The organism is Bacillus silvicola (assembly GCF_050524305.1).
GTDB classification, from domain to species: domain Bacteria; phylum Bacillota; class Bacilli; order Bacillales; family Bacillaceae_G; genus Bacillus_A; species Bacillus_A cereus_AT.
Window position 1 is genome coordinate 409,743 of sequence record NZ_JBNGVC010000001.1, and the last position, 26,949, is coordinate 436,691.

The following is a 26,949-nucleotide window of genomic DNA, read 5'->3' on the forward strand; positions in this document are numbered from 1 at the left end:
AACATTTTTATTTAACTTAAAGCACCTTCAGATGAACTTGATTGCAAAGCATTGTTTACTAGGGAAAACGTTTGTTGTTTTTTGTACGCATTATAAAACATTCCCATTTTACGCACCGGATCTCCAGAATAATAACGCTCATATTGTAATAACCGTTGTCCAAAAGCTTCTCCACATATATCCCATGCTAATTTAAATAAACGAACTCGTTCCTCAGAAGATACTCCTTCACGCCCGATATAGTATTTTTCCATATCGTCTTGAATTTCTGGATTCATAAAATCTGCACCTGTGGGTGACATTAATAATCCACCAGCACCAATAGTTTGAATAATCTCAATTGCACGTGGATACATTTTAGGTAATAAACTGCGTATCGTATCAAGTGGCAACCTTGCAGGAATAACTTCTCCATATGGATTCGTTTCATATTCATACTCAGCTACTTGTAAGAGCGCACGTATCGTTTCTACATCTTGCATAAGCTCTGCTAACTGGTTTTGTACATTCAAAAATCCATCTACTCCTATCGAATCTGCTAATTTCATAGCTACTTCAGCAGCGAAAGAAAGCTTTACTAATCCTCTTACTCCAGATTGATGCGCTGGTTGATGACCAATTCCCGTTTTAGGATACAATTGATTCCCAGCTTCTATATTTTGATAAATAAATACTTTATCCCATGGGATAAACACATTATGAAATACTAGTAATGCATCCATTTCCTCAAACCTTGATGCAAGAGGATGATCAAATAAAGAACGTTTTCCATCTTGCATTGGCTCACGACAAAGAACTCTTAGTCCTGGTGCATCAATTGGTACTGCAAAAGAGATTGCATGACGTTCATCACCTGGCTTAAAACTTGGATAGGAATATATAATTACCTCGTCTGTAATTGGAGCAAGTGTCGCTAACATTTTAGCACCACTAACATACATCCCTTCTGCTGTTTCACTTACTACACCTAAATGCATCGTTTCATCTTCTTGTTGATGAGAAGCCTTACTACGATCATTTTGCGGATTAATAATCGCATGTGTTAAAAATAAATCATTATCCCGTATATGTTTATAATAATTCTTTATATTCGTTCCCCATTCTGGATTGAACTTCTCAAAAAACCAAGAATTACTTGCCATTGAAGTCACTGTTACATTTAAAAAATCTGGTGTTCTTCCCATTAAACCGAAGGTAGCTTTTGCCCATACTTCAAATAATTCACGACGTGCTTTTAAATCCTCATAATTTTTTGGCACTAAAAAGGCATTTGAGACCCTTTCGCCTGTCTCTTCGCATATATGAGTAATCTTATCTTGATATTCTGGATTGTGCTGCATATCATATAAGTTAGCAATTTGTAAAATAGGTTCGCGAAAAACATCTTCATTTACTACATCCGTTATTTTTCTTCCACCAATCCAAATTTCAGGATTTCTTTTTCGCAATCCTTCAATATACTGTTCCCCTGTTCTAATTGCCATTCTTTCCCCTCCAATTTCCCATAATAATATACTAAAAAGTTTAGAAACTCTATTAGATGACTGAATTTTCAATTATTATATCAATTTTAATAGGTACAATCCCTCTCTTATTTCACATTATGAAATCCTAATAATTTTTTAAGTAACACAAAAAAGGAACAGTTTCCCGTTCCTCACCCATTCACTTTCTCCGCATTGTTCCAATAATACTTACTAAACGCTTCCGTTAACACATCAATGGTATTATATAGTTCATCTAACGTATTATCCACACCACCAACTTCAATTAATATTGCGTTTTTAGATAAATCTTGGTTATAAATCCCATTTCCATCTTTTTTATACTTCGGAAAAATCCCTCTACTTAATCCGTAATAGTTTTCATCTAAATAGCTATTGATCGCCCTTGCGATTTTTTCATTTTCAGCACGCCCTTCGTTTTCCATCCCAATAATAAAATATAATCTTGCATACGATTTCCCGTTAATGACTTTTGTTGTTACTTTCTTTCGCTGATCATCACGATGTATATCAATCGGAAACGCAATTTTATTATTTTGTGCTAATGCTTCTTTTACATATTCATGAGATGCTGTATACGACTGATACCATTTCCATTTTTTACTTGCTAGTAAATCACCCATATTCGTTTTATCATGAATTACTGGAATTCCTTGTCCTTCAAGTTGCTCCTTAAAACGGTTCCCTAATAAGGACACATTTACATCTGGACTCGATGGATCGGTAGCCCCTGGTAATAACGGAAAGAAGGATTCCCAGCTATGTGTATGGTAAATATATACCGCGCTTTCTCCCTTTTTTGTCCCGTTCTTTTTTTGCACTGGATTCTTCTTTTCCGCTTCTGTAACTTTGTCTTTTGCTACTTCTCGTTCTTTCGTTACTTCTTCAATTGGTACACTAGATTCATTAGGAATATTCGTATAGTTCGTCCCTTCACCAGCTACGATAATGTTAGAATAATATTTTGACATACCGGGTACTTCTTTACCAACAAACGTTCTTAAATCTTTAATTTTTAAATCCGTCGCGATAGAGAATAGTAAACTTCCAACTGAGTCCCGTTTATATTTTTTAAAATAATCATATCCATAGTAATGATTCTCACTTTCTATCATTTGAACAAAACCTTGCATCGATACTTTTCCAAACCACTGATTCGCATAATAAGATTTCATTGTATGTAAAAGTGACGTCACAATCGACGCAATAATAATTACTACTAGTGCATATAAAAAGAGTAATGAAATTAGTTTCTTTCCATGTATACGAGTTGCATACTTTTTCACTGTATCACCTTCTTTATACATGAATATGTACAAGCTTTATGTAATATACGCACAAAAAAAGAGAAATGGCATCCCATTTCTCTTTCTCATTCTTATTGTTCTTTACCTGTATCATTTGAAGGTAGTTTCTTCGCTTGTTTTTCTTTAAAGATTTCTCCGATTGCCCCAAGTGTACCAAGTGTTTCAATTGCATTAGATGGAATAAAGACTTTATTTGCTGGCCCTTTCGCAACCTCAATCAATGATTCAAATGATTTATAAGCAAGTACGCGCTCATCTAAATCTGCTGCACGAAGTAACTCAATTCGATTTTGTTCTGCTTTTGCAATTTCATCAATCGCTCTTGCTTCCCCTTGCGCTTCTAATTCTTTTGCTTCTTTTATACCTTCAGCTTCACGAATACGTGCTTCTTTATCCCCTTCAGCCATCAAGATTTTACTTTGTTTTTCACCTTCAGCACGAAGAACCTTATCTTGTTTTGCAGCTTCCGCTTCTAAAATGATCGCACGTTTATTACGTTCTGCTTTCATTTGTTTTTCCATCGATGCTTGCACATCTTTTGGCGGGTTAATATCTACTACTTCAACACGTTCAATACGAACGCCCCATTTTTCTGTTGCTTCGTCAAGCGCTAAGCGAATTTCTGTTGAAATTTTCTCACGACCTGATAATGTTTCATCAAGTTCCATTTTACCAATAATTTGACGCATAGTTGCAGAAGTAATATTGCGAACACCATATTCATAATTAGAAATACCGTATGTCGCAAGTTCTGGTTCAACAATTTGATAGAAAATAATTGTATCAATTTCTACTTGTACATTATCTTTCGTTATTACCTTTTGCGGTGGTACATTCGTTTGTTGAATACGTAGATCATGATATACACGAACGCGATCTACAATCGGGATTAAAATATTTAATCCTGGGTGCATAATGCGCTGAAATTTACCAAACCTTTCAATAACCCCAACTTTTTGCTGTGGGATAATTTTAATCGTCAATGCAACAAATACAACGACAATCAATGCGAAAATAATCGTTAACGTTAATGCTACTACCATATTTATTCACTCTCCTTTTTTACTTGTAAAATAGTACTATGCCTCTTTATAACAACGACTTTTTCTCCAGCATCAATAGGAGTATCCGAAATAGCTGTCCAAGTATCTCCATCCACTTTCACAATACCGTTCACTTCACTTGTAATCGCTTGCATAACAATTCCCTTTTTACCAACAAGTTTATCTACTGTATCAGTAAAACCTTTTGCTTCTCGAAAGTTTTTTGAAATTCTTTTCGTAAAGAAGGTCAATGTTAAACTGACAATCGCACCAGCAACAACTTGTAAAAATAGTGCATCAGGAGCAAACAAAGCAATAAGACCTCCGACAACAGCCCCAATCCCAAGCCAAAGCATGTAAAACGTAATCGACAACATTTCTGCGATAAATAAAATACCTGCTATTATGAACCAAATCACCCATCCGGCCATATGCAACCCTCACTTTCTTTCTCATTTTCTATATGTATATGAAGAAAAGAATGGTTTATCCGCCCTTTCTCATAGAGGGGCGTTTGCTACAAGCTATTATATATATTCGCTGTTACAACAAGCATTAATAAAATACTATATTAATATATTCTTCATTATACATGAAAATCCCTTTCAAAAAATGACAAAAAATTTAATTCTTCCAAAATTATATTTTTAAAATTATAATTATTCTAACTGAAAAACCATTATTTTTTGGAAGGTGGTATTCTTATTGCCGAAACGCTCACTAGCTTTCTATTTAGGCTCCAAAATGTGTATTACCCTTGCTGACATTGTATACATAATGATTATTACAACTCACATCTATATCACAACTAAATCAGCTACAATTACCGCTCTTTTTCCATTATTACAAGTAATCACAAATCTTATCGCGAACACATCTGCACCACTTATAATGAATCGTTTTCCATCTTATGCATTGCTATATACTCTGCAATGGCTGAAAACAGCTCTTTTGCTATTATTAATGATTTTATTCCCGGTCTTATCCACAAACATTTTAGCTCTATTAACTTTCATTTTTTTCATTTCATTATGTAGTGGGTGGAGTGCTCCATTACTATACAGCATCCTTCCACGCCTAACACCAAAAGAAAAATTGGTAAAAGTAAATAGTATCTTTTCATTTTCAACACAAATTGCACAAGCGACGGCTTATTCATTTACAAGTATTATAGTTCTTCTCATTGGCGCTACTTCTACACTCATGATTAATAACATTCTGATGATTTTTGGATGTGTTGCATTACACTTTTCATTACGTTCCATACATACTGAACGAGTAACAGAGCCTTCCTCTTCAAAAAGCGCCGCTTTATTAGAAGGCTGGAAACTATTATTTCATCACCCTTCTTTGCGCACAGTTACACTAATGGACATAATTGAAACTTTCGCAGGAACAATATGGATTGGTGCTATTACGATGGCATATGTAACGACTATTCTACATAAAGGTGAAGAATGGTGGGGATATATTAATACAAGTTACTATGTCGGTACATTAATTGGTGGTCTAATAGCGTGGAGAATGAGTTCATACATTCAAAATAATTTAATACGCTCCATGGCATTAGGCTCTCTTATGTTTAGCATCCTTACGTTTCTATATGGTGTTACAAGCAACGCATTTATCGCTCTATTTCTTTGCATTTTAATGGGACCATGTTATCAAATTAGAGATATTTCTCAAACAACAGTTCTTCAATCAAGTGTCTCTCCTTCATTATTATCAAAGATGTATACAGCCCATGGTGCACTTATCTCGACAACTTCCGGCCTTTCTATGCTTAGCGTTGGAATTATTACTGACATTTTCGGTGTTCGTACTATTTATATCATCGCTTCTTTTCTTATTTTATGTTCTGCTTGTTTGTCTTTTAGCTTATTAAAATATCATAAGACGGAGCAGAAAGATATTTCACTTTAATCAATAAAACAAAGAGGACAGGAATTCCTGTCCTCTTTGTTTTATTCTATTCATGACAATTGAGGAATTTCCCTATGTTTTGTCGCTTGTTCAAAAGCATATGCTAGTTTAATTAATATTCCTTCACTAAAAGCAGTACTTGCAATCGTAATTCCAAAAGGCCTTCCGCTTTTCATATATCCAGCCGGTATTGCTATAGACGGATAACCTGCTTTCGCACATATAGTAGATCCTATATAAGAAGGGAACAGTATCGCATCCAGATTATATTTTTCCAATGCAAAATCAATACCTTGTTCTTGCGAAAAGTATATATCTTCTAATCTTGCCTTTAAATATTCAGGATTTCTTAACGTATTAGGAAAATCTTTTTTTCTTTCTAACTTAGTTTGTCCATATTTCAAAGCTCTTTCTGCTATGTTTTTATTAAACTCCATTAGCTCCGAAATAGAATGTACTGGAATAGTAGAAGGTAGTTTAGAAAAATAGTTATCCAGGCTATGCTTCAGCTCATAAAGTGGAACTCCCCAACTCCATTCTCTGTGAAAAGAAGGAATATCAATATTTTCTACTACTGTCGCTCCCTCACTACGTAATACTTGGATCGTTTCCTTAAACAATTTTTCATCGTACTCACCAGATTCGTAATATTCTTTTGGTGCATTGCTAAACACACCAATCTTCGCCCCCTTTAAACCGTTAGCATCGAGGTAAGTTGTATAATCTTGATATGCCATTCCTTCACTTTTATGAGTAGCTACATCCTTCTCATCCACCCCAGTTAGACTCCCTAGCAAAATAGCAGCATCTGTTACTGTTCTAGCAAATGGCCCAGCTGTATCTTGTGAATAAGTGAAAGGAATAATTCCACTACGACTAATTAACCCAACAGTCGGCTTAATACCTACAACTGAGTTTTGAACAGCTGGGCTCAAAATAGAAGCATCTGTCTCTGTTCCAACGGATAATACAGTAAAGTTAGCAGCAACTGCTATAGCAGACCCTGTACTTGATCCTCCAACAAACATATCATCCTTGCCTGTTCCATATGGATTGATTGTTTGACCACCTCTCGCACTATATCCAGCCCACATTTCAAAAGACATTCCATTTGCTAACTCTGTCATATTTGCTTTTCCTATTATCACTGCTCCTGCTTCTCGCAGTTTTTTTACGAGAAATGCATCTTCACTACTTATATTTTGTTCTAAGGCAATTGTACCTGCACTTGTATGCATTGAGTCATTCGTTTCAATATTATCCTTAAGTAAAACCGGTATACCATGTAATAGACCCCTTACACCTTTTGTCTTTCTTTCATGATCTAATGCTTCTGCAATAAAGATGGCATCTGGATTAATTTCTAAAATTGAATTAATTTCCGGGCCGTCTTGGTCATACTTTGCGATTCTATAAAGATAATACATGACTAGTTCTTTTGAAGTTAACTGCCCAGCTTCCATTTCCTTTTGAATATCATGAATTGTTAATTCTTTTTGCAATAATGTATTAAACTGGATTTCCATATTCATTCTCCTTTTATTGATGACGCGTATCTATTATCTTTTCATTTTCTCCGCTCCTCACATAAATAACTACAATCCCTTTAAAGGACTTCAACTTACCAGTTAAAAAACCTTTAATTTCCAGAGAAATAAAAAGAGTCTGAAACGAACACATTGTCGCCCCAGACTCTTTTTATTATTTTACGTATACCTCTTCTAGCAAATGTAAAAACTCTCCTTGTTTACCTGCTAATTCAGGGCATTTGTTAATATCAACCCACTCATAACAAAATACTAAACCTTTGTCTTCCTCACCAGCACTCACTATATGCTCCCACGTATCTTTCACATCTGTTAATAATGAAATATGGAAAAAATGACGTTTTTGATATTCCTTTTTTTCTTTCACAAAAATAATGTAATCGGAAAGAAAGCCCTCGATACAAAAATGGCGTAGTCCTGACTCTTCTTGTACTTCACGTAAAATTGCTGCCTCTAACGTTTCCCCTTCATCTACTGTCCCACCTGGCACTTGGATACCAGCCTCTCGTATATCACGATGTTTAAAAACGAGTAGTTGCATAACCCCTTCTTTTTCTCTCGTAATATATGCATGTACCTTTTTCTTATATAACATCGCCATCTTAGCCCTCTCCCCTCAATTCATTACTGTGTTACTTCTTCAAGCGTCATTTGGTTTTCATATAAATATGTAGCTTGCGGATTCCCAACATACCGTACATGCCACGGTTCATAACGATAACCAGTAATCCCTTCTTTCGCTTTCGTATATCGAATAACAAAACCAAACTTATGGGCATTTTCAGAAAGCCACTTTCCTTCTTTCGTCTCCCCAAAAGCAGTTTCTAACTGAAACTTAGCTGATTGAGATGTAATATCCATAGCTAATCCTGTTTGATGTTCACTCGTACCAGGGACTGCACTAGACATCGCTGTCTTTGCTTCTCCATCTTGCCTTTTATACATCGTATTTAATGCTTTTTGTCGATCAAAAGATCTAAATCCAGAGACTGCAAAAAGGAAAATCCGCTCATTATTAGCTTGCTGAAACATTTCTTCAAGTGCCAACGCTGCCTCTTTCCTCATCTTTTTCTTCTCTTGATCACCTTCACTAGAGTAACGTACTTTCGGGATAACTAAATCTGGCGGTCTATACCCATCTGGTAATCGCCTATTTTTATTCACAAGTACAAGCATCGAATTTGGATTACTAATGACCGCGATATCTCCATCCATATTAGCAATCGTTTCTGTTGCTTTTGGGAATATATTATTTACATTTACTTCCCGCGCCTCTTGATCCTTGTACATCTTATAATTTATTCCTGCTACTCCAACAATCAGTATCATCGCTACGATACCAAGTAGTGCCCATCTTTTTTTCATATAACGACCTCTTATTTTAATAATTTGGCCATTTCATACTCATCGACACCTTTTCCATCGATGATAAGAGCAGATTTTTTGACACCTTCTTGTTCAAATCCAATTTTGCTATATAGTGCCTGAGCTCTTGTATTGTGGGCCATTACCGTTAATTCTAAACGCCATACATCATGTAATCTTGCCCACTTTTCTACTTCTATAAACAAACTCGTTCCAATACCTCGGCCACTATACTCTTGCAAAATACCAATTACAATGCCTGCCACATGTCTCTTTCTCTGAACATCATTACCATTGGCTAAAATAAATCCAACTACTCTATCATCTTCAACTGCTACAAATATTGTTGCATATTCATTTTCTATAAAACGGTGGACCATCTTTTCTTGTTGCTCTACTGTAGTTTTTCGTTCTCCTGGTTCGTATAACATAAATTTCGTTTCTTCATCTAATTGCTTACTTAATTGCAAAAAAGACGCTGCATCTTCTACTCTAATCTCACGTATCACCTTGATCCCCTACCCATTCTGTTAGTTAAAAATTTTCCTTGTAAAAATATTTTCTCCACTATTCCGAAAATTCCTTTCTAAATTTCTTACTATAAATAGACAAATTTCGATATCACTATAATAATAGGGAATTTTGTCTATAATGTGACATTTCTTTCTACCTATAGATTATGAACAAACAAATAAACGTAATCTTGCTTACGTTTATCCCGCATTAACAGGTATCCTGATTGGTAAGGGCTACTAATCAGTAGGATGAGCACTCACCAATTAAATTTTCACTTTATCCATTTACTTTTTCAGCTTGCCAAAAATATTCTCCAAATGCTTTAGCAAGAGCATCTATCGATCTATTTAATTCTTCCTCTGTATTGTCTACGCCACCAACTTCAATTAATATGGCTTGTCCTGATAAGTCTTGATTATAGACTCCATTTCCTGTTTGGAATCCTTTTTGAATTACACCACGGCTCACTCCTGGATATTTCTTATTAATCGTCTCATGTAAAGCCGTTGCTAATTGTAAGTTTTTTTCATAGTTTTTGTTACCTTTCCCTATTACAAAAGCAAGCTTTGCATATGATTTATCTCCAATTGTTTTTGTCGTGACATTTTTCCGTGCACTATCACGGTGCAAATCGAAAAAATATTGGAGTTCTTTATTACTAGTCATCGCTTCTTGTACAATTTCTCGTGACAGTTTATAAGAACTATTACTGTTTAATCCTTTACTTATTAACTTTTGGCCGACATCAGTCTTATCGTTATTAGCACCTATACCTTCACTTTCCAGTTGTTCCCGAAAACGATCTCCAACTATTGAAATATTCGTTACAGAACTCGTTGCTTTATTCGGATCTGGGTCATTCGTTAAGTTCAGTAACGGCAAATAAGATTCCCAACTATGTGTATGATAAATGAATGCAACTTGTCTTTTCCCCGTTGTTTGAGCTGGCTGTTTCTTCTCTTTATTCGGATCAGGCTTAGGAACTTGTCCAGCTTCTCCAGTCCGTTCCTTCACTACTTCTTCAAGAGGAACACTCGATTCTATCGGTAAGTTGGAGTAATTTGTTCCTTCACCTGCTATAACGATTTCCGTATCATATTTCCCAAATCCCGGAAGTTCTTTCCCAACAAAACTACGTACATCATCAAAACGAATATTCGTAGCCATCGAAAAGAGGAATGAAGAAATAGAAAAGTCTTGATTCAAATTCCGGTACTCCTGTGTAAAATAATGATTCTCTTTCCCAATAACGTACATGTAACCATTCATTGATAACTCATTCAACCAATTATATAAATACGTTGACTTCGTCTCTTTCATGGAAGTTACCATTACACTAATAAGAAAAAAAGTCGCTAATACCGTAGTAATAACAAATAAAATTAATTTGCGTACACTTGTTAATTTCACGTAAAAAAAGCCTCGATTCATACTATCACCCTCTCTATTTCAAGTTATGTACAAGCTCTAGAGAATAGACCGTTTAAATTTCGGCTATATTGTTAATGAGGTGAAATGAATTGAAGCTATTAATAGGTGCATTACCAATCGCTCTATCAATTACTTTTTATTTACTTGCTTTACATCCTAAAATTCGTATTGTGCTCCATATTTCTGCGTACCTAGCATTGTATGTACTTGGGACTATAATTTCTATTACTATATATGATGTTTTAATACAAAATCTAGTTTTCATGACAAGCATTCATGGAATTTTACTAAATCCATTTTTTCTACTCTCAGGAGCATATATAGGTGTATACACGTTGTACTTAATTTTGTCTCAACTTATTATGAAACTAATGAATTCCCAAAATGGAGTGTAACTAAATGCATCCACCATTCATCTGTCATAAATGTAAAAAAAGAATAACAAGAAAGAAAGATCTTATTACCTCTATACGGTATTTCCGCTTTTATTTATTTCACAACACTTGTTTCAAAAATCAGCAATTATTTGTCTCGCGTTTTATTCCTATAAATACACTCTTTGGTTTCTTTCTTATTACATACGGGCTTATCGCTGGCAGCATTCTAATGTTCACAGAGCCCTCTATCATTTGGCTTATTTTTTTGCTTCCTATTTTATATCGGTTTTTTTCATATTATTATGTTGAACGTTTTTTCTCTAAATAACGGGTAGACTGACCTCTAGGAATACTTAAACATTCCCAATCATTTTCTTTTAACATTTTACCAATGTAAATGATTTGTCCAATATGTAAAGCATAATGAGAAATTTGCCTTTCGATCGCTTGCATGACAGTGTGCTCTTCTCCGCGAATGTATACTTTCTGCAAAATCTGCTCTGGCGTTACATTATCCAAAGCTTCAAAAACATATTCCCACCCTTCTTGCCACGCAGCAAGAGCTTCTTGTTTTGAATTGTAGCCACCTTCAAATTCACCATCTCGATTACGGTCTGTTTTTTCGCCATCAGATATTAAAAATTCCGTCCATCTTGAACGCATATTACCATGTAAATGCTTAATAATAATTGCAATACTATTTGTCTCCTCATGAAGAGACCACATTATCTGTTCATAAGTTAATTGAGAAAGTACTCGTTCTCCTTGATTTTGTGTTGCTTTAAAATTCGAAATTGCACATTTTAAATATTCTTGTCCGATATCCAAATTAACACCCACTTTCACACTAACTAATTTTCGTTCCATTCGGTAGTTCCATATTAGGCTGAAGTAAAATAACATCGCCAGCCTCAGGAACCCCCCCCAATACAAGCACTTCCGATTTAAATCCTGCCACACGCTTTGGTGGGAAATTCACAACAGCAACCACTTGTTGACCGATTAAATCTTCTGGGCTATATCTTTTCGTAATTTGAGCACTGGACTGCTTAACCCCTAGCTCTCCAAAATCAATTTCTAACTTAATTGCAGGAACCCTTGCTTCTTTAAATTCCTCCGCCTTCCTTACAGTCCCAATACGCAAATCCAAATTTAAAAAATCTTCAAAACTAGCCATTTTATCAAACCTCCCAATTACTACTTAGACAAAATATAAAAATCCCCTTCAAAAAAGAAAGGTGCCTAGGCACCTTTCTTTTGTAACTCACTTGATTCATTTGATTTATAGAAGAAGAAACCGAGAACCCCGCCAATACATGCTGGGATTAACCATCCTATTCCTTCTTTATATAATGGTAGCATTTGTAGTACATTTGAAATTGCGTCAATTTTGATATTCGCACTTTCTAAACCATTAAATAAGCTAATTGACAAGGCGCCTAATATTGCTCCAATATAAATTGTATTACGCTTTCCAATCCATTTATGGAAATACGAAAGTACAATTAATACAATTGCAACTGGATAAATGATCATTAACACTGGTAAAGTTACTGCGATTAATTGTGTTAATCCTAGGTTAGATACAATTAAACTAAACACACATACCATCGTTACAATCGTTCTATGCGAAAGTTTTGGGAATAAGTTTGTAAAGAAGCCCGCACAGGCAGATGTTAATCCAACAGAAGTTGTTAAACAAGCGAGTATAATAACAAGACCTAATAAAATTTTACCACTTGTTCCATATAACTCATTTACAACATTCGTTAAAATAAGACCACCGTTCTCCGATACACCAAGTGATGTACTTGTTGAACCAAGATAAGCAAGTGATAAATAGATTAACGTTAAACCAAGTACAGCAATAATACCTGATACAACTGTTGTTTTTGCAATTTGACTACTCTCTTTGATTCCCTTAGAACGGATAACTTGTACAACGACAATTCCAAATACAAGCGCACTAATTGCATCCATCGTTAAATATCCTTGAATAAATCCACCAAAGAAAGCATTTTCTTTGTATGCCGCTAGCGGCGCAGCTGGTTCTCCAATCGGATCAATAATTGCCTTTCCGACAATAACAGCAACAATCAATACTAACAATGGTGTAAGAAATTTCCCGAACCAATCCACTAATTTAGATGGATTTAATGATAAATACCACGTTATTCCGAAGAAAACTATAGTAAAAAGAAATAGCATGTACCATTCTGAAACCATTGCTTCTGATAAAAATGGCTTCATACCCATTTCAAATGAAACGGCTCCAGTACGCGGAATCGCGAAAAATGGTCCAATCGCTAAATAACTAATTAATGGGAAAACAAACGCAAATATAGGGTGAACTCTAGAAGATAGCGCTTTCAAGTCCCCCTCTACAAACGCGACAGCTGTGACAGCTAATAGGGGTAAACCGACTCCCGTTACAAGGAATCCAATTGTAGCAATCCAAACATTTTCTCCTGCTTGTTGACCTAAAACTGGTGGGAAAATTAAATTTCCCGCTCCTAAAAATAATGCAAATAACATTAAACCAATTGCTAGCGTATCACCTGGCCTTAATCGTCCCTTCATTTCTTTAAATTGCATAGCACTTTTTCATTGTTTTTCTCTATTCTCACAATATGCTATGCATCCTCCTCTCTGTTCATGATCATAAAAGATGCCCCTTACAAAGCAATGTCTTTCTCCATAATTTCTCCATTCCCCTTTTAATTACTCTAAATAATAAATTTTGATTTTTTCGAATATTTAAGTCATTAGAGTGTTATAACGCGGAGTTTAGTTGTCAGACCTCTTTTGCTTTTATCACACATATAGTAACATATTTAGTTGAAAAATAAAAACATATTTTTAAATAGAATTTTTCGAAAATCAAAATTATCCACATATACTCCCTTTATTTATTCTATTACACAAATATTTTTAAAAATTTAAGATTCATATATTTTATTATATTTAGATATCTTTACACGAAAGAAAGTAAAGCCATCAAAAATAAGATGGCTTTACTTGTTAGTCTATCGTTTCAACTTCACGTGGATTATTCATCTCTTCAACATACACAACTCTAAATCCATGATCTTCTAAATCCTTTAGCAATGTTTCTAATTCACTATCTTCAAACTCTTCTCCTAATGTAAACATAATTCTGCGTACTAATAAAGCATCATTATCAAAAGTCATTAAACTTTGAATACCAGTGTATTTCTTTAGCACTGTCGATAATTTTTGAATGGCCCCATTATAATCTTGTGTTCCAATCATGACAGAATATTTACTAGAATGGACTCCCCATGCATCTTCCAATAGTTCAAAAACTTTTTTATGAGTTAAAATACCAAGGAAGATCCCTTTTTCGTTAACTACTGATAAATAAGGTAGCTTTTTAATTGTAAAAAATACTTTAAAGAAGGAAGAGTCTTCTCTCACGTACCCATCTTTATCGTTCAATAATTGTAATACATTATCTTCAAGTGAACCTTTATATTCTAAAATATCTACTTTGTATACATTCCCTAAAAATTTCTCTTTTTTTTCATCTAAAACTGGTACACAACGATACCCTGTTTTATTTAAGTGCTCTAGCGCTTCCCCTACTGTAATTGAGCCGGAGCAAAATAAAACTTCCCTTTTCGGCACATAATTCCCTTTAATCCTCATAAATAGCCTCCTTATGTTAAAATACTTTCTGTGCCATAACTATATTATATTTTCAGAAAAAAATAAATGATTTATTTTATTTTTCTGAAAATTATTCATTTTCTTGTCATAATTTATTCATGAATCATTCACTTGTATGATCTTCAGTATCAAACATTCTCTCTGAATTACTGCAAGAAAAATATATTGTAACTTACTCCGAAAAAAGCTAAAATAAGAATAAGAATTTTCTGAATATTCTAAGAGCAGGTGATTGTATGTCCTTATTGCGCTCACATATATGTAAATTTATCATTGGTGTTCTTGTTATTCTTGTTATAAGTCCTATTCCAGCATTATTTCTTACACATAGTAACTCTTACTTAACTAGTTTTATAAGCATTTTTCATAACTTCGCACAACTTTCTTCCATTTCAATTCCAAGAATTGATTGGATGCATGAACCTATCCTTTTCTCGGCAAATCAGATTATTCATGCACAAAATATGATACATACTTCAAGCCATTCTTCACCACTATTCCCCTACATATGGGAAATATATTTTTTATCGATTGTTCGTTTCACATTCACTCTTGCGATCGGTTTCTTTTTAAGTTTAGGAATCGGACATCTATTTTTAAAAGCACCCAATCCAGTAAGAAAGTGTACTTCTTTATTGCGCTGGATACCGTATTCTATTAGCACTGTAATATTACAATGTTCAGTCTTATTACTACTTCTCTACATCGCGAAATTCATAAAGTTTCCTTTCTACTCATCTTTTATCATCGTGTGTAGCACTTCTATGATTATTGTTATGCAAGCAATTAAAAAATGGCTTCCTTTCTTAAATAACACAAATGAATATGAAATAAAAAATTCAGCTTTCCTTGTTGATACGTTATTTATGGCGCTTACTTCCAATCATAAATCTATTTTAAGTTCCATTATTCTTTCATTCGTTTTTATGGAATGTGTTTTTCATGTAAATGGACTATTACAATTTATCGTTCAATTTGGGGGAAATACACCTATAGTTGTTACAATTGGTTTATTACTACTTTATATTCCGTATAGCGTCTTGTCTTTTCTCCAAACTTTATGGACAACAAACTACTCTAAACAGAAAACATATACTTTAACTAGAAGTATTTCGAAACCATAACATAGAATAACCGTCTACTTAAATTAAATGTAGACGGTTATTCCTATTATATAGAGGACAAAATAACAGCAAATTTAAAAAACACTTTAAAAACCTACCAATATTTACCCATTTCCTTTGACTAATCTTTTCATTTGGATTTATTATAAAAGTATAACATAATTGCAGGAGGTGACATCTTTATTCCAAACTTTGGAGTAGAGAACACACTTGGACATATTAAATATTTTTCTCATCTTTATACTTATCCTTATTTCTGGCTTTTTCGTTGCATCAGAATTCGCTGTTGTAAAAGTACGAAAAAGCCGCATTGATCAGCTTGCAAATGAAGGTAATAAGCAGGCATTGGCTGCAAGAAGCGTCGTATCTAACTTAGACGTTTATTTATCTGCTTGTCAGCTCGGCATTACTATCACTTCTTTAGGACTTGGTTGGCTTGGTGAACCGACTGTGGAACATTTACTACGCCCACTATTTGAAAAGATCAACATTACTGGAGCAATAGCTAACACGTTATCCTTTATTATTGCATTTAGTGTTATTACTTTTTTCCATGTTGTATTAGGAGAATTAGTTCCTAAGTCTTTCGCAATTCAAAAAGCAGAAGCAATCACATTAAAATTTGCAAAACCGCTTATTTTGTTTGATAAAATTATGTATCCATTCATTTGGGTGCTTAATAGTTCAGCTGTGTTTTTCACAAAATTATTCGGTTTAGAACCTGCAAAAGAAAATGAACTTGCTCATTCCGAAGAAGAACTACGACTCATTTTAGGCGAAAGCTATAAAAGCGGCGAAATTAATCAAACCGAATATAAATATGTAAATAATATTTTTGAATTTGACGATCGTGTTGCTAAAGAAATTATGGTACCTAGAACTGAAATGGTTTGCTTATCTACTGAAAATACGTTAGAAGAAAATATGGATATCGTCGCAACTGAAAAATATACACGCTATCCTATTATTGAAAAAGATAAAGATGATATTATCGGTATGATAAATACGAAAGAGATTTTTCATAATCAAACAAAAGGCATTTACAAGCCGCTTGATGCGTATATACATCCTGTTTTAACTGTATTTGAAACAGTTCCCATTCGTAAAACGTTAATCCACCTTCAAAAGAACCGCGTACAAATGGCAATTGTTATGGATGAATACGGTGGGACAGCTGGACTTTTAACGATGGAGGATATTCTTGAAGAAATTATCGGAGAAATTCAAGATGAATTTGATACAGACGAATCACCAATGATTGAAAAACGTACTCCAAAACTTACTGTTTTAGATGGAAAAGTACTCATTTCTGAAGTAAATGATATGTTTGGTCTGCATATTGATGATAGTGATTTAGATACAATTGGTGGTTGGCTTCTCTCCCAAGCTATTGACTTAAATATTGATGCTGGCTATTCAGTTGAATATGATGGTTTTCAATTTAAGGCATTGGAACTAGACGGACATCAAATTAAAAAAATTGCTGTACATAAATTAGATTCTATTAAGGAGATATAAAGTGACTGTATTATTAACAATTAGTATCATCGCTTGTTTCATTGTTTCATTTCTTGCCTTTATTTACCCCATTATTCCTGGCATTCTTGCAGTATGGGCTGGCTATTTCATTTATCATTTTGGTATAAATGGCGGAGAGTTAACGACATCTTTTTGGATCATTCAAGTCATTTTTACGCTTTTCATTTTCGGTGCTGATTTTATTGCAAATGGATATTTCTTAAAAAAATACGGGAGTTCTAAGTGGGGTGAACGTGTCGGCATGATTTCTATCATTGTCGGCTCGTTCTTCTTCCCGCCATTTGGTCTTATTATCATACCGTTTTTATCTGTATTTATAACAGAATTAATGCATAAAAAAGCGCCAAAAGACGCCTTTTTAGTTGGAATTGCTACTGTTGTTGGTTTTTTAAGTAGTACCGTTGCAAAAGCCATTCTCCAGATCATTATGATTATCATCTTCGTATGTTATATCATCTTTTAACCATTCCGACTTTGGAATGGTTTTTTTAATATGAAATACCTACTCGACTATTTTCGTATATATTTTCTTTACTCAAATTCCATGTAAAATGTGCTGTATCACCAACTGTGATTTTCGCTCCACCTTCTGGCAATATATCTTTTTCGGTTCGATATACCCCTGTCACATCACCGTCTATTAAATGCGTCGGACAAACAATGGTCCAACATAAATTACTATTATTAATTGCCTTATATGCAGCTAGATGATCCTCTGCTGCTGTTGCCGTTTTCCTTTTTGATTCCGATGACTGGAAACGAAATAAATTTAGATTTGTTCTTGCTTGTAAAATACCAGCTGTTCCTATTGTAACGATCTTCTTAACGCCTTCTTCTTCCATATGCTTTATGATTTGTGGCATACTCTTTGCTAATGTCCCATTTTGATCCGTTCCAAGTGCACTAATTACTATATCGCTTCCTTCTATCGCTTTCTTTATATCATTTTCGTTCAATACATTACCTTCTATCACTCGTAACCTTTCATGATTTATTTCGATTCTATTTAAATCACGCGCTAACGCAGTCACTTCAGCTGAATCCTTTAGTGCTAATTTTATTATGTTTGAACCTACTCGCCCTGTTGCTCCCAATATACATACTTTCATTTGTTTTCCCCCTCTTTCATTCTTTCTCTATTTTTCAATAATCTCAATCAATTTACAACAAAAAAAGCTTCCTCATATATAAGAGGAAGCTCTATTATTACTTTATTTCTTTTCTTTTGAATCAGTAGACTTATCTGTGCTGCTTGTTTCTTTATCTTTCTTTTCATCTTGCTGCGAAGTTGTGTCATCCTCTTTCTTTTTATCCTCACCTTTACTACAACCTACCATTAATAAAGAACTTGCAAGTGCCATAGCAGTTAATGACTTAACCCATTTGTTCATTTGCGTTTCCTCCCTTTGATAGAATATGTACAACCCTATATTACTCTTTATTTTTAAAGGAAAGATTTAAAAACAGTAAAGATACAGTAAATTTATGTAAATTTACTGCTAACAAACCCACTCTTTAATCTTCACCCTCTAATTGGACATAAAAAAACTAAGGCGCCTTTCATACCGCCTTAGCTTTTCACGCGAATTTTTCATTTTCATATACATGTTTAATCTTATATTCCTTTTTCACAACATATTGCCAAACATTATATGCATAACGGTTCATTTTCACAAAACAATTTTCCAGAAAAGAACGAAACTCCGGGTTCGCAACTTCTACTGCCACTTGAGCAAATTTCAATGCTAATCGTTTCAAATGTGTAATATAACAAATAGCAATCCCAATATCCCCTGTATATTCATTATCTGTTTCCCTATCCATTTCAGTAAATTCCGGCCACATCTGTTTACAAGTTATATGTTGTACATTTTCTCCTTCTTGAAAATTCACTTGTTCATTATATGCTTGTAACATATACGGCAAATGATGCTGTAATATATCCTTTAATTCTTCATCTCGAACCATGCCCGTATATTCTCCAACTTTATATATAAGCGTGTAACTATATGTCATCAATTCTTTCATACAATCCATTAAAAAGCCTCCCTTCCTATTTTCATCCCTATACTATAAATATGATGCTATGACATTCGCTATTCTTGCTAGAAACCAATCCCAGCTACTAATTTTTTCAAAGTCTGCTTCAGAAAACCGTTTAGATTTATGAAAGTCCTCCTCTAGTCGGCTCCATACTTCTGCTACTACTTTCTTATCATAAATAAAGCAGTTAGATTCAGTATTTAAATAAAAACTTCTATTATCAAAGTTTGCTGTACCAACGTCAACAATTTCATCATCTATAATTGTTACTTTCCCGTGAAAAAATCCATTTCGATATTGATAGATTTCTGCCCCTGCCATAAGCATTTCTTTTAAATGTGGATAAGCTGCTTGTTTCAGCATTACAGCGTCACTCTTAAACGGGACGAGAATTTTCACACGAACACCTCGATTTAATACATCTTTTAACCCCTGCATCATTTCTTTACTCGGTACAAAATATGGTGTGGCGATTATTAAGGAATGTTTTGCCTTCTTTAATAGTCCCCCATATTCCTGCCATAAACCTTTTCCATTCGAAAATATGTATTGATATTTTACATTTCCTTGTACAGGTAAACTATGATGTATAGGGAACTTTTCTCCCGTATCTTCCTGCCAATCTTCCGCAAATTTCCGTTCCATATCAGCAGCTCCATCCCCTTCGATGCGTACATGATAATCACGCCACGGACCAAATTTAGGATCCTGTCCAAGATACTCCTTGCCGATATTAAAACCACCGATGTACGATACTTTCCCATCTATAGTAACAATGCGTCTGTGATTACGTTGATGCAAAGAAAAAAATAAATTTTTAAATTTAGGTTTTTTACTAAATGTAAACTTCACGCTTTTTTCTTTTAGTTGACTAATTATCTTTTTCTTAAGCTTATATCCACCTATCCGGTCTACTGACAATTTCACATCTACACCACTAGATGCTTTTTTCTCTAATAACCGTAAGAACTCTCGACTTACTTCATCTTTACCTACAATATAAAAATGAATATATATGTACTTTTCCGCGCGATTTATATCATCAAATAAATTCCTATATAACTCATCACCGTTCGTATATAGTTGAACATCCCCTAATCGAATTTTTTCTAATTCATAACCGCTAACCATTTTTTTCCCCATTTCCACATCGATGTTCATCCATATGAATACACCTATCAAGCAAAGTATTATAATAAAAAAGTGCTTCATGGATAAGTTCCTTTCTCCACATACTGTTATTCCTATATCTTTCCTTTTTTAAAACATTATCATACAAAAAATATGTCACTCCATGATATACGTCCATATCAAACAAGAGCTCATTTGCATATTGTATGTTGTATCTTAAAATAAAAGGAGGAAATAACAATGGGCTTCGCACATGGTAATGGGTTTGCGCTACTAGTTGTATTATTTATCCTCTTAATTATCGTCGGTGCTGCTTGCTTCTGCTAAGCAGTTATTGTAATACGATATGGGGATGAAAAAACTATAAAAGCGGACACCTATTTTTAGGTGCCCGCTTTTCATTTTAAAACTTTTTTCGCCTATTGCTGAAATATTAAACGAAAAGAAAAAGTATTTATCATCAAAAAGTTAGCAGTTTAGCTACCTTCTTACTCTCTGCCTTACGAATATGGCGTTGCTCTGCACGTAACACAGCAATTCGATGTAATTCTTTCTCCTCTTCTGTCTCAGGGATAACGCGCGGTACAGGAACTGGATTATTCTCCTTACTAAGCGCAACAAAAGTAACGAATGAGGTTGCCGCTACACGTTTTTCCCCTGAAATTAAATCTTCCGCTACTACTTTCACAAATATCTCCATAGAAGTTCTTCCCGTCCAAATTACGAAAGATTCATAACTAACACAATCTGAAGAACGAACTGGATGTAAGAAATCTACCCAATCCATAGACGCTGTGACACATTCCATTCTCGAGTGTCTCGTTGCTGAAATTGAAGCAACCATATCCATCTCCGCCAATATCTTTCCACCAAATAGCGTGTTATGATCATTTAAATCTGTTGGAAATACTCGACTCGTTTTAAACACTCTTGATTCATTAGCTGTTTTACCCTTTACTTCAGTCATTGTTATCACCCCTTTAATTAAATACCCCTAATATTCCAATATATACTACATTTCATGAACTACACGTTTAATATTAACAATTTTTAGAACTTTTAGTCCACAAAAAAGAACCGATTTTATCAATCGGCTCCTCTAAATACATATTGTTCTTTCGGCTGTTCAACTTTATTCCATTTCGTTACTTCTAACACTGGAATATTCGCATGAAACGGCTGATAAAATTCAGTTGAAATTTCTCCTTCCACCTGAATCCAATCATCATTTTTCCACTCTACACCTTCTGGTTTTTTGACTAACATACCATATACACCCGAATCCGCTACGCAATGTATAATGCCGAAACGGAATAAGAAATATTGTTCCTTTTTAGAAGAATCATCGCGGAAAACAAAGCCTTTAAATGATAAAGTTTTACCAGTAAATTCACCAGGATAATTGTAAATTGTCTCCATACCCTTTAGGAAATCTTCATCTTTTAATGCAATATTGTCTTTCGTAACAAACTCTTTCTTCCCTTTTTCCATTACACCACGATATCCTTCTTTTCCGTAATAAATACTCGTATCTGGTCTTAAGAATTGTCTTGTCATAAACGGATCTTTACTTTCCGCTTGTGCAACAGGAAAATGGAATCCCTTCGCTTTAACAATGTCCGAATCTAAAGTTGCAATCGGGAAAAATAATCCTGAAATAATTGGGAAACAGAACAATGTGTACGAAAATGCTTTTTTCCACCATTTATTTTCATCTTTTGAATGATCATGCCCACAATGGCTATGATCACAACTACAATCTTGTTTCTCTTTTTCCTTTTGATGCTCTTTCTGGAAAACGATAATAATTTGTACAATCGTTAAGAAACCTAAAATAATAGCTGCAGTTTTTGATAAATAGGCGTACTTCATATTTATATACTTCGTAATGTTACCGGAAATATGGAGCTGTCCAATTAATATTGTAAAGCCTAATAATATATATGCTCGAAACATAACCTACCACCCCATCGCATAAATGAGTAGTGAGCTTGCATATACAACAAGTGTAACTGTAACCGTCACGACAATTACAAATTTTGTTTTAAATGTTGCAAGCATCATAAACATATTTTTAATATCCACCATCGGTCCATATACAAGGAACGCGACAAGTGACGCTGTTGAAAATGTACTTTGGAACGAAGAAGCAATAAATGCATCTGCCTCTGAACAAAGTGATAAAATAAAAGCAAGTCCCATCATTACAGCTGATGAAGAAAACGGACCTTGTCCAATAGCAAGCAATGTTGAAGTTTGTACAAACGTTTGAACTGCAGCAGCAATTAATGCTCCTAACACTAAGTATTTTCCCATTGAGAAAAATTCCTCAACAGCATGTGTACATACATCCCACATTTTTTTACGTAATGGACGCTTATGATTCACTTCTGGGAAGTGATCATCTCTTAATTGATGTTCTTTAAACATAAATGATAATATAATTCCAACGATAATTGCTACGATAATCGCTACAATAGAACGATACCATACCATGTGCATACTACTTCCAAAAGCAACATATGTTGCAAATAGTACAACCGGATTAATAATCGGTCCAGTTAACATAAATGCAATCCCTGCGTATGGCGGAACCCCTTTTCCGATTAGTCGCCTTACAATCGGAACAATTCCACATTCACACCCTGGAAACATCATACCTAAAAAAGTAGCTAATAAAACAGACAGAAATCGGTTCTTCGGCATCCATTTTGCCACCATATCTTCTGTCACAAACATTTGAATGAATCCTGAAATAAATACACCAATTAGCACAAAAGGAAGTGCTTCGATTAATATTGAGATAAAGATTGTATTCATTTGCAGGAATGCTTTCGGTAATTGAAACAATTCCATGATGTATTTCCTCCAACTTTTCATTAACAATATGTAATTTTAACCCCATTTTATTAATTGGACAAGACTTATACGGAATTCCCTCCTTTCATATACATTACATTTTATAACTTATATTCTATTCAAAACTTTGGATTTCATAGCAAAAAAGCTGCTCTAGCACAGTTTTATAACTATGCTAAAGCAGCTTTCTTATCGTTAAAAGTAACGTTTCTTCCAGAAAACAAAAGCTAATGTGAAAGATAGTGTTACACATATTATGAGTACAATTACAAAACCATGGGCTTCACCTTCAAATGGAACCTTTACGTTCATTCCAAAGAAACTAGAAACCATTGTTGGTAAAGATAAAATAATTGTAATAGACGTTAACAGTTTCATAACACTATTTAAATTATTTGATATAACGGAACTAAATGTATTCATCATTCCACTTAAAATGTGACTATATATTTCCGCCATTTCAATTGCCTGTTTATTTTCAATTAATACATCTTCTAATAAATCTTGATCGTCTTCATACATTTTTAAAAATGTACTGTTTCGCATTAATTTTTGAATTACAATTTTATTAGCCTTTAATGATGTTGTAAAGTAGACTAAACTTTTTTCAAGACCGAGCAATGTGAAAATTTCTTTGTTTTTCATTGATTTATTTAATTGGTGCTCTAAATCGATTGTTTTTCGATTTATTTGCTTTAAGTATCTTAAATAATAAGTAGAAATTGTATATAAGAGCTGCAGTGCAAAGCGTGTCTTTTTAAACGTATAAAATTCTTTAATACGTTGATTAATAAAACGTTCAAAAATTGGATTCTCTTCTAAGCAAATTGTAACGAAACAATCTGGCATTACAATCATACCTATTGGAATCGTGTCATAAATCGAATTCCCCTCTTCATCATGCCTAACTGTCGGAATATCGACGATGATTAAGGTATTATTGTCTTCCTTTTCAATACGAGAGCGTTCTTCATCATCCAAAGGGTCTTTAATGAAATCTAAATCTACATTTAAAGTTTGTACTAGATACTGAATTTCTTCTTCTGTTGGATGAAGTACATTAATCCAGCAACCCTTTTGCATTTCCTCAATCTCTTGTAGTTTTCCGTTTCGGTCTGTTAAATAAATATTTAACATACTATCACCCCGATTCTTTTTACATGTAGGAATCTACCTCACTTAAACAACAGTTTTTGAACCGCTATTTTCAGCATATGGAACAAACGATTAAATTTCAATAGAAAAATTATTTTGAAAACGTTTTTTTAAGAAAAATCTTGTAAACATAGAAAAAGACAGAGTGTTCTCTGCCTTTAAAAAAGCTTATGTTGCCTTTATAACATATTTAGAAAGCATCCACAAGTTAAAGCCGACTGAAATCGTATAGCCAGCGTATGTTGAAATGATAAAACTCACATAATCAAAATACGGTAGCAATACAATATTTAAAACTATCTTTACGATTATTCCGATTACTAATCCTAGCACTGTTTTCTGCTGTTGATTGATTCCTTGTAGCATTGCAGCCGTTACTGTAAAGAGTGAAAATAGTATACAAGCAGGAGCATAGTACTGTAAAATGATTCTCCCCATCTCCGGATCATTTCCGGCACCAAATAAAAGAGTATATACTGGCTTAGCTAATACCATCATCCCAATTGCTGCTGGTACCGTAATCCCTACTACTAATACATTCGTCCTCGTAAAATGTTTGTACAGCAATTTTGTATTTCCTGCTGTATAAGCTTTCGTCATCTCCGGTACAAGAGACATACTAAAAGCGGTCGCAACGGAAACTGGAATGAGTACAACCATCTGAACAAGACCAATTATCGCATTAATCTTTTCTGCTTCTCCTTGCATATATCCTATTTGTATAAGTAGTTTATTAATTGTAAATGTATCAATTGTCTGATACAACGGAATTGCTAAACCAACCACAACAAACGGTATTGAATATGTAAAGAGCTCCCTATATAACGCGAAAAAAGATTTCGTTGTTTGTTGTATACTTACCATCTCTTTTTTCTTTAAGTGCCTTCTCCTTTTTACATAATAGGCACTTAAAACCGTTAATCCACCTATAGCTCCCATAAATGCACCAAACGTTGAAATACCGACCGCTAGTGAAATAGACTCTTTTAAAACATATAAAACGACAAAACTTCCTATTAAAATGGTTAAGACCCGAAAAAATTGCTCAACAACTACACTTAGTGCAGAAGGCCCCATCGATTGAAACCCTTGAAAGAAGCCCCTTAATAAACTCATTACTGGTACAAGTATTAGCGCAGAACTTACAATTTGAATGTTATTAGTGACTGCCGTTATACTATTCCCGCTTTGATCATTTCCATCGATTACAAGTTTAGCTAAATGTGGAGCTAATATATATAGTGTAAAACATGAAATAACTCCCATTATAAACATAAAGACAATACCACTCTTTAATACTCTTTTAACCGTATGATAATCATTCAATTGATCATATTTTGATACCATTTTTGAAACGGCAAGTGGCAATCCCATCGTTGCAATACTAAGCATAATTGTATAAGGACGGTATGCATACGTATATAATACGTACCCACTCGTACCTACCATTGCTGTAAATGGTATAACATATATGAACCCTAACATTTTAGATATCATCGTTGCCATCGTTAAAAATATCGTTCCACGTAAAAACGGTGATCCTTTCATCACATTCCCCCGCTACGCTTTATTATTACACATTATGGACAACTCCTTTTTTTTAGAACTGAAACAATAAAAAAAGCCAATGAAAAATCATTGACTTTAATGAGTTGTTTTTCTCTTTTTCAAAAGCTTTAAACCGAAGTAAAGAGCAATAAAGAAAACCGCACCTATAATTATGTAATGTGTGTAATCAGATGCATATTCTTTAATATGTCTCCAATTTCCACCAAGCTTTTCTCCTAAGTATATAAAAAGAATTGACCATGGAATAATCGCTACTACTGTATACAGTGTAAAGAGCTTTAACGGCATCTTAGCTAATCCTGCTGGAATAGAGATAGCATGGCGTACAACTGGAATAAAGCGTGCAGAGAATATTACACCTGCCCCGTATCGTTTAAACCAATTTTCTGCAATATCTAGATGATGCTTATTAATAAGTAAATATTTCCCGTATTTTTCAACAACCGGACGCCCTCCGTAGTATCCAAGCCAGTATAAAAAGATTTGCGCTAAAGTACCACCAATTGTTCCAGCGATAACAGCTCCGACAAAACTAATTTTTCCTTCTGCAACTAAAAATCCTGCATATGAAAGAACAATTTCACTTGGGATAATTTCAATCATTAAACCTAGCGCTACTCCAAAGTATCCTAGACTTGCAAAGAATTGCAATAACTGATCTATTATGTTTGCTAACATTTTCTTTTCTATCTCCTTTTTTCTTCACATACCATTCCATTATCACATAAATATTGGCATCTGCCAATATAATCATGTGAACCTCTTCACCTAACTTATAGACATTAAGGATAACTACACAATGTTCTTTTTTGTTAAAAGAATATG

Annotated in this window: 30 protein-coding genes; 7 read left to right on the forward strand and 23 right to left on the reverse strand. The window is 34.1% G+C overall.

The genetic code is table 11. From position 1 onward, the window contains the following. Positions 1-11 precede the first annotated feature (11 nt). From ACP6L7_RS02130 to ACP6L7_RS02145, 4 genes are all read right to left on the reverse strand, one after another. The gene (locus ACP6L7_RS02130) at positions 12-1,484 is read right to left on the reverse strand and encodes a 4-hydroxyphenylacetate 3-hydroxylase family protein (RefSeq protein WP_430528880.1); all 1,473 of its coding nucleotides are present in this window, start codon (positions 1,482-1,484) and stop codon (positions 12-14) included. A gap of 173 nt (positions 1,485-1,657) precedes the next feature. Beyond that, a complete protein-coding gene (spoIIP, locus tag ACP6L7_RS02135; protein ID WP_141533541.1) occupies positions 1,658-2,812 on the reverse strand; it encodes a stage II sporulation protein P in 1,155 nt (384 codons plus the stop codon). A 71-nt stretch (positions 2,813-2,883) separates the two neighbouring features. Beyond that, positions 2,884-3,855: an SPFH domain-containing protein gene (locus tag ACP6L7_RS02140; RefSeq protein WP_071769919.1), complete on the reverse strand. Its 972-nt coding sequence runs from the start codon at positions 3,853-3,855 to the stop codon at positions 2,884-2,886. 2 nt (positions 3,856-3,857) lie between these two features. Continuing rightward, positions 3,858-4,286: an NfeD family protein gene (locus ACP6L7_RS02145; protein ID WP_000929496.1), complete on the reverse strand. Its 429-nt coding sequence runs from the start codon at positions 4,284-4,286 to the stop codon at positions 3,858-3,860. 274 nt (positions 4,287-4,560) lie between these two features. Between ACP6L7_RS02145 and ACP6L7_RS02150 the strand changes: the two genes are divergently transcribed. Then, positions 4,561-5,778 carry an MFS transporter gene (locus ACP6L7_RS02150; RefSeq protein WP_430528881.1) on the forward strand — a complete coding sequence of 406 codons (1,218 nt, stop codon included), beginning with the start codon at positions 4,561-4,563 and terminating at the stop codon, positions 5,776-5,778. A 50-nt stretch (positions 5,779-5,828) separates the two neighbouring features. On the opposite strand, the gene ACP6L7_RS02155 is transcribed toward ACP6L7_RS02150, so the two are convergent. From ACP6L7_RS02155 to spoIIP (ACP6L7_RS02175), 5 genes are all read right to left on the reverse strand, one after another. After that, on the reverse strand, positions 5,829-7,304 hold the full coding sequence (locus tag ACP6L7_RS02155; RefSeq protein ID WP_097829710.1) for an amidase family protein: 1,476 nt from the start codon (positions 7,302-7,304) through the stop codon (positions 5,829-5,831). 175 nt (positions 7,305-7,479) lie between these two features. Next, entirely contained in the window at positions 7,480-7,926 is a 447-nt protein-coding gene (locus ACP6L7_RS02160; RefSeq protein ID WP_097829711.1) for an NUDIX hydrolase, read from the reverse strand. A gap of 23 nt (positions 7,927-7,949) precedes the next feature. Next, positions 7,950-8,690: a M15 family metallopeptidase gene (locus ACP6L7_RS02165; protein WP_097829712.1), complete on the reverse strand. Its 741-nt coding sequence runs from the start codon at positions 8,688-8,690 to the stop codon at positions 7,950-7,952. A gap of 11 nt (positions 8,691-8,701) precedes the next feature. Next, the gene (locus ACP6L7_RS02170) at positions 8,702-9,199 is read right to left on the reverse strand and encodes a GNAT family N-acetyltransferase (RefSeq protein WP_097829713.1); all 498 of its coding nucleotides are present in this window, start codon (positions 9,197-9,199) and stop codon (positions 8,702-8,704) included. Between the two features lie 283 nt (positions 9,200-9,482). After that, positions 9,483-10,637, reverse strand: a complete 1,155-nt coding sequence (gene spoIIP / locus ACP6L7_RS02175) for a stage II sporulation protein SpoIIP (RefSeq protein ID WP_097829714.1) — start codon at positions 10,635-10,637, stop codon at positions 9,483-9,485. A gap of 89 nt (positions 10,638-10,726) precedes the next feature. Between spoIIP (ACP6L7_RS02175) and ACP6L7_RS02180 the strand changes: the two genes are divergently transcribed. Both ACP6L7_RS02180 and ACP6L7_RS02185 read left to right on the forward strand, forming a co-directional pair. Beyond that, a complete protein-coding gene (locus ACP6L7_RS02180; protein WP_097829715.1) occupies positions 10,727-11,032 on the forward strand; it encodes a hypothetical protein in 306 nt (101 codons plus the stop codon). A gap of 4 nt (positions 11,033-11,036) precedes the next feature. Next, positions 11,037-11,342 (forward strand): permease, encoded by a 306-nt coding sequence (locus tag ACP6L7_RS02185; RefSeq protein WP_097829716.1) that lies wholly within the window; start codon positions 11,037-11,039, stop codon positions 11,340-11,342. On the opposite strand, the gene ACP6L7_RS02190 is transcribed toward ACP6L7_RS02185, so the two are convergent. The 4 genes from ACP6L7_RS02190 to cbpA all read right to left on the reverse strand — a co-directional run bounded on the left by ACP6L7_RS02190 (position 11,315) and on the right by cbpA (position 14,683). Continuing rightward, positions 11,315-11,881 carry a DUF1572 domain-containing protein gene (locus ACP6L7_RS02190; RefSeq protein WP_141533543.1) on the reverse strand — a complete coding sequence of 189 codons (567 nt, stop codon included), beginning with the start codon at positions 11,879-11,881 and terminating at the stop codon, positions 11,315-11,317. The two genes, ACP6L7_RS02185 and ACP6L7_RS02190, sit on opposite strands and share 28 nt — an antisense overlap. Beyond that, entirely contained in the window at positions 11,862-12,191 is a 330-nt protein-coding gene (gene csaA / locus ACP6L7_RS02195) for a chaperone CsaA (protein WP_097829717.1), read from the reverse strand. The genes ACP6L7_RS02190 and csaA overlap by 20 nt, the downstream gene beginning before the upstream one ends. A gap of 65 nt (positions 12,192-12,256) precedes the next feature. Beyond that, positions 12,257-13,594, reverse strand: a complete 1,338-nt coding sequence (brnQ4, locus tag ACP6L7_RS02200; RefSeq protein ID WP_097829805.1) for a branched-chain amino acid transport system II carrier protein BrnQ4 — start codon at positions 13,592-13,594, stop codon at positions 12,257-12,259. 441 nt (positions 13,595-14,035) lie between these two features. Continuing rightward, positions 14,036-14,683: a cyclic di-AMP binding protein CbpA gene (cbpA, locus tag ACP6L7_RS02205; protein ID WP_098361930.1), complete on the reverse strand. Its 648-nt coding sequence runs from the start codon at positions 14,681-14,683 to the stop codon at positions 14,036-14,038. 257 nt (positions 14,684-14,940) lie between these two features. Here cbpA and ACP6L7_RS02210 point away from each other — a divergent pair, with 257 nt between their 5' ends. The 3 genes from ACP6L7_RS02210 to ACP6L7_RS02220 all read left to right on the forward strand — a co-directional run bounded on the left by ACP6L7_RS02210 (position 14,941) and on the right by ACP6L7_RS02220 (position 17,830). Further along, complete coding sequence (locus ACP6L7_RS02210; RefSeq protein WP_097829719.1) at positions 14,941-15,828, forward strand: hypothetical protein; 888 nt, start codon at positions 14,941-14,943, stop codon at positions 15,826-15,828. A gap of 210 nt (positions 15,829-16,038) precedes the next feature. Further along, positions 16,039-17,346, forward strand: a complete 1,308-nt coding sequence (locus tag ACP6L7_RS02215) for a hemolysin family protein (RefSeq protein WP_097829720.1) — start codon at positions 16,039-16,041, stop codon at positions 17,344-17,346. A 1-nt stretch (position 17,347) separates the two neighbouring features. Continuing rightward, positions 17,348-17,830 (forward strand): DUF456 domain-containing protein, encoded by a 483-nt coding sequence (locus tag ACP6L7_RS02220; RefSeq protein WP_097829721.1) that lies wholly within the window; start codon positions 17,348-17,350, stop codon positions 17,828-17,830. 25 nt (positions 17,831-17,855) lie between these two features. On the opposite strand, the gene ACP6L7_RS02225 is transcribed toward ACP6L7_RS02220, so the two are convergent. The 4 genes from ACP6L7_RS02225 to cls form a co-directional block, all read right to left on the reverse strand. Beyond that, positions 17,856-18,476, reverse strand: a complete 621-nt coding sequence (locus ACP6L7_RS02225) for an NAD(P)-dependent oxidoreductase (protein ID WP_097829722.1) — start codon at positions 18,474-18,476, stop codon at positions 17,856-17,858. A 102-nt stretch (positions 18,477-18,578) separates the two neighbouring features. Continuing rightward, positions 18,579-18,758 carry a hypothetical protein gene (locus ACP6L7_RS02230; RefSeq protein WP_097829723.1) on the reverse strand — a complete coding sequence of 60 codons (180 nt, stop codon included), beginning with the start codon at positions 18,756-18,758 and terminating at the stop codon, positions 18,579-18,581. Positions 18,759-18,945: 187 nt separating this feature from the next. Beyond that, complete coding sequence (locus ACP6L7_RS02235) at positions 18,946-19,404, reverse strand: spore coat protein (RefSeq protein WP_097829724.1); 459 nt, start codon at positions 19,402-19,404, stop codon at positions 18,946-18,948. A gap of 33 nt (positions 19,405-19,437) precedes the next feature. Beyond that, complete coding sequence (gene cls, locus ACP6L7_RS02240) at positions 19,438-20,622, reverse strand: cardiolipin synthase (RefSeq protein ID WP_141533544.1); 1,185 nt, start codon at positions 20,620-20,622, stop codon at positions 19,438-19,440. Between the two features lie 159 nt (positions 20,623-20,781). Between cls and ACP6L7_RS02245 the strand changes: the two genes are divergently transcribed. Beyond that, positions 20,782-20,868 (forward strand): YjcZ family sporulation protein, encoded by an 87-nt coding sequence (locus ACP6L7_RS02245; protein ID WP_000505094.1) that lies wholly within the window; start codon positions 20,782-20,784, stop codon positions 20,866-20,868. Between the two features lie 133 nt (positions 20,869-21,001). Here the strand turns inward: ACP6L7_RS02245 and ACP6L7_RS02250 are convergent, their stop codons facing one another. The 6 genes from ACP6L7_RS02250 to uptA form a co-directional block, all read right to left on the reverse strand. Continuing rightward, positions 21,002-21,508 (reverse strand): acyl-CoA thioesterase, encoded by a 507-nt coding sequence (locus ACP6L7_RS02250; protein ID WP_128854926.1) that lies wholly within the window; start codon positions 21,506-21,508, stop codon positions 21,002-21,004. Positions 21,509-21,627: 119 nt separating this feature from the next. Further along, the gene (locus ACP6L7_RS02255; protein WP_097829727.1) at positions 21,628-22,497 is read right to left on the reverse strand and encodes a TIGR03943 family putative permease subunit; all 870 of its coding nucleotides are present in this window, start codon (positions 22,495-22,497) and stop codon (positions 21,628-21,630) included. Between the two features lie 3 nt (positions 22,498-22,500). After that, positions 22,501-23,397, reverse strand: a complete 897-nt coding sequence (locus ACP6L7_RS02260; RefSeq protein WP_002118586.1) for a permease — start codon at positions 23,395-23,397, stop codon at positions 22,501-22,503. A gap of 198 nt (positions 23,398-23,595) precedes the next feature. Further along, complete coding sequence (locus ACP6L7_RS02265) at positions 23,596-24,537, reverse strand: magnesium transporter CorA family protein (protein ID WP_000932386.1); 942 nt, start codon at positions 24,535-24,537, stop codon at positions 23,596-23,598. 186 nt (positions 24,538-24,723) lie between these two features. Beyond that, positions 24,724-26,103: a putative polysaccharide biosynthesis protein gene (locus tag ACP6L7_RS02270; RefSeq protein WP_097829728.1), complete on the reverse strand. Its 1,380-nt coding sequence runs from the start codon at positions 26,101-26,103 to the stop codon at positions 24,724-24,726. 96 nt (positions 26,104-26,199) lie between these two features. After that, entirely contained in the window at positions 26,200-26,802 is a 603-nt protein-coding gene (uptA, locus tag ACP6L7_RS02275; protein ID WP_000880692.1) for an undecaprenyl phosphate transporter UptA, read from the reverse strand. Positions 26,803-26,949 lie beyond the last annotated feature (147 nt).

What these genes read in the sequence shown, in the direction of transcription:
- ACP6L7_RS02130 (WP_430528880.1), bottom strand. Translation starts at nt 1,484, where the DNA reads ATGGCAATTAGAACAGGGGAACAGTATATTGAAGGATTGCGAAAAAGA.
- spoIIP (WP_141533541.1), bottom strand. Translation starts at nt 2,812, where the DNA reads ATGTATAAAGAAGGTGATACAGTGAAAAAGTATGCAACTCGTATACAT.
- ACP6L7_RS02140 (WP_071769919.1), bottom strand. Translation starts at nt 3,855, where the DNA reads ATGGTAGTAGCATTAACGTTAACGATTATTTTCGCATTGATTGTCGTT.
- ACP6L7_RS02145 (WP_000929496.1), bottom strand. Translation starts at nt 4,286, where the DNA reads ATGGCCGGATGGGTGATTTGGTTCATAATAGCAGGTATTTTATTTATC.
- ACP6L7_RS02155 (WP_097829710.1), bottom strand. Translation starts at nt 7,304, where the DNA reads ATGGAAATCCAGTTTAATACATTATTGCAAAAAGAATTAACAATTCAT.
- ACP6L7_RS02160 (WP_097829711.1), bottom strand. Translation starts at nt 7,926, where the DNA reads ATGGCGATGTTATATAAGAAAAAGGTACATGCATATATTACGAGAGAA.
- ACP6L7_RS02165 (WP_097829712.1), bottom strand. Translation starts at nt 8,690, where the DNA reads ATGAAAAAAAGATGGGCACTACTTGGTATCGTAGCGATGATACTGATT.
- spoIIP (WP_097829714.1), bottom strand. Translation starts at nt 10,637, where the DNA reads ATGAATCGAGGCTTTTTTTACGTGAAATTAACAAGTGTACGCAAATTA.
- ACP6L7_RS02185 (WP_097829716.1), top strand. Translation starts at nt 11,037, where the DNA reads ATGCATCCACCATTCATCTGTCATAAATGTAAAAAAAGAATAACAAGA.
- ACP6L7_RS02190 (WP_141533543.1), bottom strand. Translation starts at nt 11,881, where the DNA reads ATGGAACGAAAATTAGTTAGTGTGAAAGTGGGTGTTAATTTGGATATC.
- csaA (WP_097829717.1), bottom strand. Translation starts at nt 12,191, where the DNA reads ATGGCTAGTTTTGAAGATTTTTTAAATTTGGATTTGCGTATTGGGACT.
- brnQ4 (WP_097829805.1), bottom strand. Translation starts at nt 13,594, where the DNA reads ATGAAGGGACGATTAAGGCCAGGTGATACGCTAGCAATTGGTTTAATG.
- cbpA (WP_098361930.1), bottom strand. Translation starts at nt 14,683, where the DNA reads ATGAGGATTAAAGGGAATTATGTGCCGAAAAGGGAAGTTTTATTTTGC.
- ACP6L7_RS02210 (WP_097829719.1), top strand. Translation starts at nt 14,941, where the DNA reads ATGTCCTTATTGCGCTCACATATATGTAAATTTATCATTGGTGTTCTT.
- ACP6L7_RS02225 (WP_097829722.1), bottom strand. Translation starts at nt 18,476, where the DNA reads ATGAAAGTATGTATATTGGGAGCAACAGGGCGAGTAGGTTCAAACATA.
- ACP6L7_RS02230 (WP_097829723.1), bottom strand. Translation starts at nt 18,758, where the DNA reads ATGAACAAATGGGTTAAGTCATTAACTGCTATGGCACTTGCAAGTTCT.
- ACP6L7_RS02235 (WP_097829724.1), bottom strand. Translation starts at nt 19,404, where the DNA reads ATGGATTGTATGAAAGAATTGATGACATATAGTTACACGCTTATATAT.
- cls (WP_141533544.1), bottom strand. Translation starts at nt 20,622, where the DNA reads ATGAAGCACTTTTTTATTATAATACTTTGCTTGATAGGTGTATTCATA.
- ACP6L7_RS02245 (WP_000505094.1), top strand. Translation starts at nt 20,782, where the DNA reads ATGGGCTTCGCACATGGTAATGGGTTTGCGCTACTAGTTGTATTATTT.
- ACP6L7_RS02250 (WP_128854926.1), bottom strand. Translation starts at nt 21,508, where the DNA reads ATGACTGAAGTAAAGGGTAAAACAGCTAATGAATCAAGAGTGTTTAAA.
- ACP6L7_RS02255 (WP_097829727.1), bottom strand. Translation starts at nt 22,497, where the DNA reads ATGTTTCGAGCATATATATTATTAGGCTTTACAATATTAATTGGACAG.
- ACP6L7_RS02260 (WP_002118586.1), bottom strand. Translation starts at nt 23,397, where the DNA reads ATGGAATTGTTTCAATTACCGAAAGCATTCCTGCAAATGAATACAATC.
- ACP6L7_RS02265 (WP_000932386.1), bottom strand. Translation starts at nt 24,537, where the DNA reads ATGTTAAATATTTATTTAACAGACCGAAACGGAAAACTACAAGAGATT.
- ACP6L7_RS02270 (WP_097829728.1), bottom strand. Translation starts at nt 26,103, where the DNA reads ATGAAAGGATCACCGTTTTTACGTGGAACGATATTTTTAACGATGGCA.
- uptA (WP_000880692.1), bottom strand. Translation starts at nt 26,802, where the DNA reads ATGTTAGCAAACATAATAGATCAGTTATTGCAATTCTTTGCAAGTCTA.